We start from the raw sequence: 11,738 nt of genomic DNA on the forward strand, positions 1-11,738 counted from the left end.
CCCCTTACGTCAGCCCGAGGAGGCGGGCGGCGTTGTCCTTGAGGATCTTCGGTCTGACCTCGTCCTTGATGGGCAGCTTCTCGAAGTCGGCGAGCCAGCGGTCCGGGGTGAGGACGGGGTAGTCGGAGCCGAAGAGGACCTTGTCCTTGAGCAGGGTGTTGGCGTACTGCACGAGCTGCGGCGGGAAGTACTTCGGCGACCAGCCGGAGAGGTCGATGTGGACGCCGGGCTTGTGGGTGGCGACGGCGAGGGCCTCGTCCTGCCAGGGGAAGGACGGGTGCGCCAGGATGATCTTGAGGTGGGGGAAGTCGGCCGCCACGTCGTCCACGTGCAGCGGATTGGAGTACTTCAGGCGGATGCCGCCGCCTCCGGGTACCCCCGCGCCGATGCCCGTCTGGCCGGTGTGGAAGAGGGCGATGGCGCCCGTCTCCTCGATGACCTCGTACAGGTCGTAGGCCACGGCCCGGTCGTTGGGGAAGAAGCCCTGGATGTTGGGGTGGAACTTGAAGCCCTTCACCCCGTACTCCTCGACCAGCCGCCGGGCCCGCTTCACGCCCGCTCGGCCCCGGAACGGGTCGATGGACGCGAAGGGGATGAGGACGTCGGCGTTGGCGGCCGCGGCCTCGGCGACCTCCTCGTTCGGGACGGGCTCGGTGCCGGTCGCGGACTCGGCGTCGACCGTGAAGATCACGGCGGCCATCTTCCGTTCGCGGTAGTACGCGGCGGTCTCCTCCAGGGTCGGCTTCCGTTTGCCCTCGACCTTGAAGTAGGCGGAGGAGGCGTCGTGGAGATCGTCGTCCAGGGAGGAATGCCCCTTGGAGGACACCTCCGCGTGGGTGTGGACGTCGATCGCGACAAGGCCACTCAGGTCCATCACGCCTCCGGCAGCTTCGGTGCGGGGATGCCGACCGACTGGAGTTCGGCGCCGACCGAGGTGGGGAAGGCGACGGCGAGGGTGTCGGGGGTCCAGCCGCCGTCGGCGTAGGCCGTGCTGATCTCCTGCGGGTGGGACCAGAGTGCCACCTTGTCGCCGCCGATGCCGATGGCCTGGCCGGTGATGGAGCGGGCGGCCTCGGAGGCGAGGAAGGGGACGAGGGCGGCGCAGTCCTCGGGGGTGCCGAAGCCCTCGCCCTTGCGGAGGAAGTCCGGCAGCGCCTCGCCGCCCCGCATGGCCTCGATGTACGGGGCGAACGCGGGGATCGTCTCGGTCATCGCGGTCGCGGCGACCGGCACGATCACGTTGACGGTGATGCCGGCGCGGCCCAGTTCCATGGACCAGGTGCGGGCGAAGGCGGCGATGCCGGCCTTGGCGGCGGAGTAGTTCGTCTGGCCGAAGTTGCCGCGCTGGCCGGCCGGCGAGCCGACCAGGATGAGGCTGCCGCCCTCGCCCTGTTCGCGCATCCGTACGGCGGCGGCGCGGGCGCAGGTGAAGGTGCCCTTGAGGTGGGTGGTGATCACCGCGTCGAAGTCGTCGTCGGTCATCTTCCACAGCACCTTGTCGCGCAGGATGCCCGCGTTGGTGACCAGGATGTCGAGCCGTCCGAACTCCTCGACGGCACGGTCGACCAGCCGTTCGGCGGCCTCGGTCGTGCCGACCGGGACCACTTCGGCGACGGCGGTGCCGCCCGCCTCGGTGATCGACTTCACGGCCTGGTCGGCCACCGCCTCGTCGATGTCGTTGACGACCACGGACGCGCCGTGGGCGGCCAGGGCCTGCGCGTAGGCGAGGCCGAGGCCCCGGCCACTGCCGGTGACGACGGCGACCTTGCCGGTCAGATCGATGCTGGGCACGAGCGAGTCCCTTCACAAGGCGATGCGGCTGCCGGCCCCACCGGAGTGCGGCCGCGAGATCGAAGCTAAGAGCAATAATTGTTGACGTCAATAGTTGTTGCCGACGGACCAGGTGCGTCACACTGACCACGAACCACCGCACGCCCCACCCCGGGGCCTCGACCCAGGGAGCCCGCCATCGCCCGCCAGCAGCACGCCGCGAACCCCCCGATCGACGCGCACGAGCCGTGGATGCGCGGGCTGCACGCGGACACCGGTTACCTCCTGTACCGGCTGGGCCTGCGCTCCGGCCAGCTCTTCAACACGTTCCTCCAGGAGTCGGGCCTGCGCCTGCGCCACTACGCGCTGCTCCGCTTCCTGGCCACGTCCGAGGGCGCCCTCCAGCGCGAGCTGAGCACACGGCTGGGCTACGACCCGAGCGCGATCGTCGGTCTGGTCGACGACCTGGAGAAGCTGGGATTCGCCGAGCGGCGCCCTTCCCCCGACGACCGGCGAAGCCGCATCGTGGTTCTGACGGAGGACGGCCGCGGCTTCCTCCGCGACACGGACGAGGCCGGTCTGCGGGTGACGAACGAACTGCTCGGCCCGCTGGACGCGACCCAGCGGGAGACCCTGCACACGCTGTTGCAGCAGGTCGCCGAGGACGGACTCGCCTGACGCCGCACAAGGAGGTACGGCGATGACCACCACCCGGCCGGAGCCGACCGCCCGCACCGCGCACACCGCCCGCTCCGCCCCCGACCGGCTGCTCGCCGTGCTCGCCGCCTTCGACCACGAGCACACGGCCCTGTCGCTGTCCGACATCGGCCGCCGGGCCGGGCTCTCCCTGACCACCGCGCACCGGCTCGCGGGCGCCCTCACCGAGTGGGGCGCGCTGGAGCGGGACGCGTCCGGCGTCTACCACGTGGGACTGCGGCTGTGGGAGATCGCGGCGCTCGCACCCCGGGGCCTCGCGCTGCGCCAAGTGGCCCTGCCCTACCTGGAGGACCTCTACGAATCGACGCACGAGAACGTGCAGTTGGCGGTGCGGGACGGCACGGAGGTCGTCTACACCGAGTGGATCTCGGGCCGTTCGGCGGTCGGCGTGCACATCCGGGTGGGCGCCCGCTGGCCGCTGCACGCCACCGGCGTCGGCCTCGCCCTGCTGGCCCACGACGACCCGAACGCCCAAGAGACCTACTGCGCGGGCGAGTTGGCGTCCTTCACGCCGTACACGATCACCGATCCGGTACGGCTGCGGCGGGTGCTGGCCGAAGTGCGGCGCGCCGGTGTGGCGGTGAGCGACCGTCAGGTCACGGACGACGCGTTGTCGGTGGCCGCTCCGGTGCGCGGGCCGGGCGGTGCGGTGGTCGCGGCCGTGTCGGTCGTGGTGCCCCAAGTGGACGCCCAGGTACCGGCGTTGATCCCGGCGGTACGGCTCGCTGCACGGGGGATCTCGCGGGCGCTGGGGTGGCGGCCGGAGCCGTGACGGGATCCGCCGGGCCGGCGCGGATATCCCCCTCATATCCCTCTCACCGGCGAGGCCCCGCCGGTGTGACGTCGCGATACTGGAACGGCCCTTGCCCCGAGGAGCCGCTCATGCGTGTGCAGCACTGGTTCGCGCCGGTCGTCGCCCGGCTCAAGGCCGCCAATCCGTACGCCGTGGACTCGGCGCTCGCGGCGCTGGTCCTGTTCGCGGTGTCGTTGCAGTGGCTCTTCCCCGACGAGGGCGGTGATCCGCTCAGCTGGCAGGGCTGGCTGCTCGGGGCCGGTACGACGGTGCCGCTGGTGTGGCGGCGGGCGGCGCCGTTCGCGACGGCGTGGGTGGTGTCGGCGGCCACGCCCGCGATGGCGGTGTACCACTCCCCGCCGCCGGACGTGATGTACGGCGGTCTCGTCGTCCTGTACACCGTCGCCGCCCGGTGTCTTCCCTGGCAGCGGCGGCTGATGCTCGCGGGCTGGCTGGCCGGTGTGTCCGTGGTCATGCAGCACAAGGAGCACGCCCGGCCCTTCGAGTACGCCTTCCATCTGCTGAGCCTGCTGTGTGCCTACGGCTTCGGGTCTCTCGCCCGGGTCCAGCGCGCGTACACCGCGGCCCTGGAGGACCGCGCCCGGCGCCTCGAACGCGAGCGGGCCGCCGACACCGCGCGGGCCATGGCGCAGGAACGGTCCAGGATCGCGCGGGACATGCACGACATCCTGGCCCACGCGGTGAGCCTGATGGTGGTGCAGGCGGAGGCCGGTCCGGTGGTCGTCCGCAGTGACCCCGAGCGGGCCGAGGCAGCGTTCGACGCGATCGCGGGGGCGGGCCGGGACGCGATGGTCCAGCTGCGGCGCATCCTCGGGGTGCTCAAGGAGGAGCAGCGGAAAGGAAGTTCGGGCCACCGGCCGCAGCCGGGGGTCGCCGCACTGCCCGGTCTGGTGCGCCGGGTCGGTGAATCGGCCGGTCTGCGCGTCGAGTTGAGAACGGGCGGGGATCAGCGCCCGCTGCCCCCGGACACGGAGGTCGCCGTCTACCGCGTCGTGCAGGAGGCGCTCACCAACACCGTGAAGCACGCGGGCGCCTCCGCCGCTACCGTCGAACTCGACTGGGCGGAGGACGAGTTGGCGCTGACGGTGACGGACGACGGAAGAGGCCCCACGGGCACCACGGGCGGCGGGCACGGGCTGATCGGACTGCGGGAGCGGGCGGCCGCCTGCGGGGGTACGGCGGAGACCGGGCGCGGTCCCGACCGCGGATTCCGGGTCGTCGTACGGCTGCCCGTCGCCACCGACCGGCAGGCGGCGCCGGGGTGAGCATCCGGGTGGTGGTGGCCGACGACCAGGAGCTGGTGCGCAGTGGCTTCAGCATGATCCTGGAGGCGCAGCGGGACATCGAGGTGGTCGCGGAGGCCGGGGACGGTGCCGAGGCGGTGGCCGCGGTGCGCCGGCACGCGCCCGACGTGCTGCTGCTGGACATCCGGATGCCGGTGATGGACGGCCTGGAGGCGGCCCGTCAGGTGTGCGCGCAGTCCGCCTGCCGGGTGGTCATGCTGACCACCTTCGACCTGGACGAGTACGTGTACGAGGCGCTGTACGCGGGCGCCAGCGGCTTCCTCCTGAAGGACGTCCGGCGTGACGACCTGGTGCACGCGGTACGGGTGGTCGCGGCCGGCGACTCCCTGCTCGCGCCGACGGTGACCCGGCGGCTGGTCGCGGACATCGTGCGGCGGCGCCGCGAGGAGGCCGTCGCCGAGGTCGCGCCCCGCCGTCTGGAGGTCCTGACCGCCCGCGAGGAGGAGACGCTGCGGCTGCTCGCCCGGGGCCTGTCCAACGCCGAGATCGCGGGAACCCTGTTCGTCAGCGAGCACACCGTGAAGACCCATGTCAGCAATGTGCTGGGCAAGTTGGGGCTGCGGGACCGGGTGCAGGCGGTGATCTGCGCGTACGAGACGGGGCTGGTGACACCGGGGGCGGCACCCTAGTCCTCCCCCGCACGGGCGAGGAACGGCCCCCTCCTCCCCCGTACGACCTAGTCTCCGAAACCGCCCGTCCCGGCGATCCGGTGACACCCCCTCCCGCAGCAGCCTGGCAGGCATGTCATCCGATGCCCCGCCGGGAGGGACCGTGCTCGCCACACTCGCCCGGGCGGCGACCCGCCGTCCGTTGACCGTGATCACTGTCTGGGTGCTCTTCCTGCTGCTCGGGTTCGGGCTCGGGACGGGCGTGTTCGGGCGGCTGTCCGACAATGTGCCCGAAGTCCCGGGCACCGAGTCCGAGTCGGCCGCGCAGTATCTCGACCGGGTCGATCCGGCCGGTGAGACCGTCACCGGTGTCGTGGCGGGCGTCGCGGTCTCCGACCCCGCCCTGCGCGACCGGGTCGAGCGCGCCGTGGCGGACGTCCGCGCCCTCTCCGGGGTCGCCGCCGTACCGGACCCGTACACCACACCCGGCCTCACCTCGCGGGACGGGCGGGCGCTGCTGATCCCCGTCACGCTCAAGGGCGGGCTGGGCGACGTCGCCGAGGAGCACGCGGTGGACGCGGCGGCCGACCGGATCCGGGAGATCGACGCGCCCGAAGTCCATGTCAGCGGCGGCCCGTTGCTGGGCAAGCAGATCGGTGAGCGGGCCCAACAGGACGTGCAGCGCGCCGAGTTGGTCTCGCTGCCGGTCGTACTCGCCCTGCTGCTGGTCGTGTTCGGCGGTCTGCGGGCCGCCGCGCTGCCGCTGGTGATCGCGGTCAGCGGGATCGCGGGGGCGTTTCTGGCGCTGTTCGCCTTCAGCCAGGTCACCGACATCTCGGTGTACGCGATCCAGGTGACCACGATGCTGGGGCTCGGACTCGCCGTGGACTACGCCCTGTTGATGCTGGTCCGCTTCCGCGAGGAACGCCGTGACACCCCGGACGTGGTGGAGGCCGTGCACCGCACGGTGGCCCGGGCGGGCCGTACCGTGCTGTTCTCCGGGCTGACCGTCGCCGTCAGCCTGACCGGTCTGCTCGTCTTCCCGAGCACGTTCCTGCGCAGCATGGGCCTCGCGGTGGCGGCCGTGGTCGTCGTCGACATGCTGGCCGCGGTCACGCTGCTCCCCGCGCTGCTTGCCCGGTTCGGCGGCGGGATCGCGCCGGCGCGGGCCAGGCCCGGGGCCGAGGAGGGGCGGGTCTTCGCCCGGCTGGCCCGCTTCGCGACGCGCCGCCGCATCGCCGTCCTGGCCGTCGTCGTCCCTGCCCTGCTCGTCCTCGCCCTGCCGGTCACCGGCCTGCGGATCAGTATCGGCGACGCCCAGCAACTCCCGAGGAGCACCGAGGCACGGCGGTTGTACGACACGGTCGACGCGCACTTCCCGGCCGGGACCGGGGTCTCCCCCGTGACCGTCGTCCTGCGACCGGGCACCGACGCCGCGACCGCCGACCGTGTCCGCGCCCTCTCCCCGAACGCCACCTCCCGCGCCCTTCCCGACGGCGGCACGGTCGTGTCCCTGCAACCGCCCGGCAGCGCCGACGGCAGCGCGGCCACCGACCTCGTCCGGCAGGTCCGGGAGACGCGCGGCATTGCACCGGTCCAAGTCACCGGTACCGCCGCCCGGTTGGTCGACTTCCGTACGATGCTCGCCGACCGTGCGCCGTGGGCCGCCGCGACCGTCCTGGCCGGAATCTTCCTCCTCCTGTTCGCCTTCACCGGCTCGGTGCTGATCCCGCTGCGCACGATCGCGACCACCCTCCTCAGCCTGGGGGCCGCGCTCGGGGCGGTGGTGTGGGTCTTCCAGTACGGCCATCTCGCCGGCGCCCTCGGTGCGCAGGGGCTGGGCGCGCTGAGCCTGACGGCACCGCCGCTGATCGTCGCGATCGCCTTCGGGCTCGCCATGGACTACGAGCTGTTCATCCTGGCCCGGATGCGCGAGGCCCGGCGCCTGACGGGCGACGACCAGGAGGCCGTGGTGACCGGCCTGCGCCGCTCGGGACGTGTGGTCACCTGCGCCGCCCTGCTGCTGGCCGTCGTCTTCGGCGCCTTCATGACGGGCGGCTTCTCCCCGATCCTCCAGATCGGCCTCGGCCTCACCCTCGCGGTGCTGATCGACGCAACTGTCGTACGGATGCTGCTGGTTCCGGCGACGATGGCGCTGCTCGGCCGACGGGCCTGGTGGGCACCGAAGCTGCTCCGCCGGGCGCACGACCGGTTCGGGCTGCGTGAAGAGGCGCCCGTGGAGCGGGAGTTGGCGAGCCGGTGAATCGGTGAATCGGTGAATCGGTGAGCCATGGATTCGGGCCCGGCGCGGGCTATTTGTTCTCGCCGGGCCTTCCGACGTGGTCGCCGACTGTGTCGTTCCCGGGGGTCGCCGAGGCGTTGCCGACGGGTGGCATGTGGTCGCCGCCGTCTCCGGACTTGCCCGTCGCGCCGGAGGCGTTGAGCTGGAAGGCGAGGAGGAGGGCGGCCACGGCGAGGGTCGCGGTGAACCAGAGGGTGATGCGTCGCATGTGTGCTCCTGAAGGTGGGTCGGGGAGGGGCTGTTACCAGGCGAAGTCTTCGGTGTGGACGCTGTCGCGGTGGGCTCCGGCGGCGCGGGCCGCCCGGCGGACGGCGGTGATCCAGGCGGGCGGGCCGCAGACGAAGACGTCGCGGTGCTCGATGTCGGGGACGAGGTTCTTCAGGGCCTGGACGTCGTCGGTGAGGTGCGCGGGGCCCGCTGCCTGCCAGGAGGTGTCGGCACGGCGAGGGCCCGGGAGGAGGATCAGTTCGACTCCGCGGCGGGCGGCGAGGGCGCGGAGTTCGTCCACGAAGACGGCGTGCTCGTCGGTGCCGTAGCGATAGATGAGCGTGGCCTCGCCGGGACCGTAGGGGGTGTCCTCGATCAGGGCGCGCATGGGGGTGATGCCGATTCCGGCGGCCATGAGGAGCATGCGGGGCCTGGTGCGGCGGCGGGCGGTGAGGGTGCCGTAGGGGCCCTCGATCAGGGCGCGGGTGCCGGGGGTGAGGCGGGCGGCGCGGGTGCTGCCGTCGCCGGCGGCCTTGATGGTGATGCGGAACCGGTCGGGGGTGGGGGCGGCGGAGAGCGTGTAGGGGTTGCCGCGGGACCAGCCGGGGCCGTCCAGGAAGCGCCAGACGAAGAACTGGCCGGAGGCCGTCCGCATCCGGTCCAGGCGGTGCCCCTTGAGCGTGACCGACACCGTGCCGGGCCCCTCGGTGACCACGGACTCCACGCGCAGCCGGTGGCCGAGGGAGCGCCAGGCGGGCAGGGCGAGGCGGTAGAGGAAGGTGGCGGCGAACGCGAAGCCGTAGAGGCACCACCAGTAGACGCGGGTCCAGGTCTCGTGGAAGTCGGCGCCGTCGGTGAAGGTGTGCGGGAAGGTGGCCGCGATGCCGGCGTAGGAGTAGAGGTGCAGGAGGTGCCAGGACTCGTAGCGGAGCCGGCGGCGGGCCGCGCGGATCGAGGTGACGACGACCATGATCAGGGCGAGGGTGCCCGCGGTCGCGCAGAGCATCCAGGAGTCGGTGACGAACAGCCGTAGCAGCGCGGCCAGTTGGGCCGACGGTTCGCGGGCCGTGCGTTCCACGGCGAACAGGACGACGTGGGCGATCATCAGCCAGAACGAGGCGAATCCGAGCAGGCGGTGGCGGCGGGTGAGCAGGTCGTGGCCCCAGGACCGTTCCACCCAGGGGATCCGGGCGAGGACGACGACCTGGAGGATCATCAGGTCGGAGGCCAGCAGCCCGGCGAGCAGTCCGAGGGAGCCGGTCGCCCGGTCGGAGGCGGTGAGGGAGAGCGGGCCGCCCTGGTTCATCACCCACAGGGCGACGACCGCGACCACGGAGAGGATCGCGAGCGCGCCGAGCGGGTCGGCGGGCGTGAACCGCGCGCGGCGGGGTGGGGCGGGCGGGGTGCGCTGCCCTCGGGGCAGGACGGTGGGCAGGGTCATCGGCCGGCTTCCTTCGTCACGGGGTCGGGGGGCGAGGGGGGCGCCGCGTGGGCGGGGCCGCGTGGGCGGGGCCTGTGGCCCGTGGGCGGGGCCTGGTGATCACCTTTGCGAGGCTTCTTGTGGCCGCTTTAAGAAGCCGGCGCTTCTCCCCCGCCCGGGCTCAACGGGCGGGCCGCTGACCTGCGCCGACTTCGGCTCGGCGGGTGGAGTGGACCGCGTGGTTCTTAGACTTCCTTGTCGTTCGGCGCCGATCCTTGGGGCAGGCGACGGTGTCCGCTGCCGCGGGTGCCGGTGAGGAAGAGGTGCTGCATGGCGGCGGTGGGCCGTAGACCGGAGGTGCTGGTGGTCGACGACGACCCCGGCGTGCGCACGGCCCTGGACCTGGGGCTCGGTCTTGAGGGCTTCACGGTCCGGCTCGCCGAGGACGGCGAGGCGGCCCTCGACCAGGTCGCCGGCCGGCCGCCGTCGGTGATCGTGCTGGATGTGACGATGCCGGGCCTGTCCGGGGTCGAGGTGGTGCGTGTGCTGCGCGCCCAGGGCCGGACGCTGCCGGTGTGCATGCTGTCCGCCCGTGACGAGGTCGACGACCGGGTCGCGGGGCTGGCGGCGGGCGCGGACGACTACGTCGTAAAACCGTTCTCCGTAGGGGAGTTGTCGGCGCGGCTGCACGCGATGGTCCGGCTGCACGAGTCGACCGCCGAACGGCCCCTGGTCGTCGGCGAGGTCGCGATCGAGCCCGCGCGCCGGGTGGCGTCCCGGGCGGGCCGGGATCTGCGGCTGACCACCCGCGAGTTCGACCTGCTGCTCGCGCTCGCCCACCGGCCCGGGCAGGTCCTGTCCCGGGCCCAGCTCCTGGAGCAGGTGTGGGGCTACACCTGGGACGTGGACACCAATGTGGTGGACGTGTTCATCGGCTACCTCCGCAAGAAACTGGAGGCCGACGGCGGCACCAGGGTGCTGCGGACCGTGCGCGGGATCGGCTTCGTGCTGAGCACCGGCCCGTGAGCCGGCTGCCGCGCAGTCTGCGCTCCCGGATCACGGCCGCGGTCGCGGTGCTGGTCACGGTCGTGGTCGCGCTCGCCGGGCTGGTCATCGTCGTCCGCATCGACCACCGCGACCGCACCGACGTCGACCGGCAGCTCGCCGCCCGGGTCGAGAAGGGCGACCAGGACGCCGAAAAGCTCCTGGACCAGAGCGGGCATCCGGACGGCGGAGACAGCGGAGACAGCGGAGACAGCGGAGACAGCGGGGACAGCGGGGACGACTACGGTGGTCTGCTGGCCGGCAGTCAGAGTCTGGTCCGGCTGATCTCCGGCGGGAAGGTCGTCGCCCAGCACGGCGAGACCCCTACCGCCCCGCTCCCGCCGCCGACGCGCGACGGCTACCGCACCGTCGACGCGGGTGGGCAGACCTGGCGTTCGCTGACCCGGCCGCTGGACACCGGCGGGTACCGTCTCGAAGTCCTCCAAGACATCGACCCCATCGAACGGCGGCTCGCGGACAACACCGCGATCGTCGCCGCCGTGACTCTCTTTGCCGCGCTGGCGACGGCCGGCGGGGTCTGGCTGCTCACCAGAATCATCCTCCAGCCGCTGGAGCGGCTGCGGACCGGCGCCCTCGCGATCAGCGCCGACACGGCGGGACCTCAACTCCCCGCCGCCGAACGCCCGCAGGAGGTCGCCGACCTCTCCCGGGCCCTGAACAGCATGCTGGACCAGTTGCGTACGAGCATGGAGTCCACCCGCCGTTTCACCGCCGACGCCGGACACGAACTGCGCACCCCACTCACCAGCATCGGAGTGACCCTGGAGACCCTCCAGCGCAACCCTGACCTCCCAACCTCCCAGCGGGCCAAGGCACTTGAGGCGATGAACGCGGAGCACCGCCGTATCACCGCCCTGCTCACCGGACTGCAGACGCTCGCCCGCGGCGACGCCCACGCGCTGCCCGAACGCACCCGGGTCGTGGTGGGCGAACTCCTCGACACGGCGGTTGCGCAGGCGGCCCGCCGACACCCCACCACGACCTACGAGTTGACGGCCGACGCGTCCACGCCCGTCCAGGTGGACGGCTGGCCGGTGGGTCTGCGCCTGGCCGTCGACAACCTCCTCGACAACGCGGCCCTGCACGGCCGTCCCGGCGGTGCCGTCGAGGTCCGGCTCACCCGGGACGCCGGCACGGTCCGGATCGGCGTCGGCGACGACGGCCCGGGCATCCCCGCCGATCAACGGCACGCCATGACGGAACGCTTCACCCGCGGCACCCGCACCCGCTCCCCCGGCTCCGGCCTGGGCCTCGCCCTCGTCGACCAGCAGGCCCGCCTTCACCATGGGACGCTCCACCTCGGCCGGAGCCCGGCGGGCGGCTTGGAGGCGACGCTCGCGCTTCCAGCGGCGGAGGGTGAGGAGCGGCAGGGGGAGCCGACACGAGACTGAACGCGGGGTTGCAGCACGAACGGGCTCGATGCCCGCATACCGGCTACCGGCTACCGGCTACCGGCTACCGGCTACCGGCTACCGGCTACCGGCTACCGGCTACCGGCTACCGGCTACCGGCTACCGGCTACCGGCTACCG

General features: G+C 72.6%; 11 protein-coding genes. 7 read left to right on the forward strand and 4 right to left on the reverse strand.

What is annotated here, in order from left to right:
- Positions 1 to 4: 4 nt before the first annotated feature.
- Together ACIBJH_RS32355 and ACIBJH_RS32360 are read right to left on the reverse strand one after the other, a co-directional pair.
- A complete protein-coding gene (locus tag ACIBJH_RS32355) occupies positions 5 to 874 on the reverse strand; it encodes an amidohydrolase family protein (protein ID WP_399120449.1) in 870 nt (289 codons plus the stop codon).
- Positions 874 to 1,791, reverse strand: coding sequence for an SDR family NAD(P)-dependent oxidoreductase (locus tag ACIBJH_RS32360; protein ID WP_399120450.1), 918 nt, complete (start codon positions 1,789 to 1,791; stop codon positions 874 to 876). Before ACIBJH_RS32360 ends, ACIBJH_RS32355 begins: the two co-directional genes overlap by 1 nt.
- A gap of 231 nt (positions 1,792 to 2,022) precedes the next feature.
- Here ACIBJH_RS32360 and ACIBJH_RS32365 point away from each other — a divergent pair, with 231 nt between their 5' ends.
- From ACIBJH_RS32365 to ACIBJH_RS32385, 5 genes are all read left to right on the forward strand, one after another.
- Complete coding sequence (locus ACIBJH_RS32365) at positions 2,023 to 2,448, forward strand: MarR family winged helix-turn-helix transcriptional regulator (protein WP_262057552.1); 426 nt, start codon at positions 2,023 to 2,025, stop codon at positions 2,446 to 2,448.
- A gap of 22 nt (positions 2,449 to 2,470) precedes the next feature.
- A complete protein-coding gene (locus ACIBJH_RS32370) occupies positions 2,471 to 3,259 on the forward strand; it encodes an IclR family transcriptional regulator (protein ID WP_399120451.1) in 789 nt (262 codons plus the stop codon).
- Positions 3,260 to 3,369: 110 nt separating this feature from the next.
- Entirely contained in the window at positions 3,370 to 4,566 is a 1,197-nt protein-coding gene (locus ACIBJH_RS32375) for a sensor histidine kinase (protein ID WP_399120452.1), read from the forward strand.
- Positions 4,563 to 5,234: a response regulator gene (locus ACIBJH_RS32380; protein WP_399120453.1), complete on the forward strand. Its 672-nt coding sequence runs from the start codon at positions 4,563 to 4,565 to the stop codon at positions 5,232 to 5,234. Before ACIBJH_RS32375 ends, ACIBJH_RS32380 begins: the two co-directional genes overlap by 4 nt.
- A 142-nt stretch (positions 5,235 to 5,376) precedes the next feature.
- A complete protein-coding gene (locus ACIBJH_RS32385; RefSeq protein WP_399120454.1) occupies positions 5,377 to 7,476 on the forward strand; it encodes an MMPL family transporter in 2,100 nt (699 codons plus the stop codon).
- Between the two features lie 49 nt (positions 7,477 to 7,525).
- Here the strand turns inward: ACIBJH_RS32385 and ACIBJH_RS32390 are convergent, their stop codons facing one another.
- Complete coding sequence (locus ACIBJH_RS32390) at positions 7,526 to 7,723, reverse strand: hypothetical protein (RefSeq protein ID WP_399120455.1); 198 nt, start codon at positions 7,721 to 7,723, stop codon at positions 7,526 to 7,528.
- Between the two features lie 33 nt (positions 7,724 to 7,756).
- Complete coding sequence (locus tag ACIBJH_RS32395; protein WP_399120456.1) at positions 7,757 to 9,163, reverse strand: ferric reductase-like transmembrane domain-containing protein; 1,407 nt, start codon at positions 9,161 to 9,163, stop codon at positions 7,757 to 7,759.
- A 309-nt stretch (positions 9,164 to 9,472) separates the two neighbouring features.
- Between ACIBJH_RS32395 and ACIBJH_RS32400 the strand changes: the two genes are divergently transcribed.
- Together ACIBJH_RS32400 and ACIBJH_RS32405 are read left to right on the forward strand one after the other, a co-directional pair.
- A complete protein-coding gene (locus ACIBJH_RS32400) occupies positions 9,473 to 10,168 on the forward strand; it encodes a response regulator transcription factor (protein ID WP_399120457.1) in 696 nt (231 codons plus the stop codon).
- On the forward strand, positions 10,165 to 11,598 hold the full coding sequence (locus ACIBJH_RS32405; protein WP_399120458.1) for an ATP-binding protein: 1,434 nt from the start codon (positions 10,165 to 10,167) through the stop codon (positions 11,596 to 11,598). The genes ACIBJH_RS32400 and ACIBJH_RS32405 overlap by 4 nt, the downstream gene beginning before the upstream one ends.
- Positions 11,599 to 11,738: the final 140 nt, after the last annotated feature.

The organism is Streptomyces sp. NPDC050548 (assembly GCF_044457385.1).
In the GTDB taxonomy this organism is placed as follows: Bacteria; Actinomycetota; Actinomycetes; order Streptomycetales; family Streptomycetaceae; genus Streptomyces.